A 298-nucleotide genomic window follows, 5' to 3' on the forward strand; every position below is an offset into this window, starting at 1 on the left:
ACCAGGCACTGGCCCGCGAACTTGAACACGTCGCCGCGGTGGCGAACCACCCGCACCGGCATCCGGACCACGTCGCCCGGCCGCACCGGCTGGCGGAACCGGCAGTTGTCGGCCGACATGAAGAAGATCGCCTTGCCGGCGGTATCGACCTCGAGCGACTTCGACATCAGCACCGCGCCGGTCTGGGCCATGGCCTCGATCAGCAACACGCCGGGCATCACCGGATAGTCCGGGAAGTGGCCCTGGAAGAAGGGCTCGTTCACCGTGACGCACTTGATGCCGACGATGGATTCGTTCT

General features: G+C 66.1%; 1 protein-coding gene. It reads right to left on the minus strand.

Translation table 11 applies throughout. The features are described from left to right. Nucleotides 1-298, minus strand: a 298-nt coding sequence (gene fabZ, locus AX677_RS09080; RefSeq protein WP_156445987.1) for a 3-hydroxyacyl-ACP dehydratase FabZ, incomplete at both ends; no start/stop codon positions are given.

Origin of the sequence: Streptococcus sp. CCH8-C6 (genome assembly GCF_001557225.1) — a bacterium.
GTDB lineage: Bacteria > Bacillota > Bacilli > Lactobacillales > Streptococcaceae > Streptococcus > Streptococcus sanguinis_C.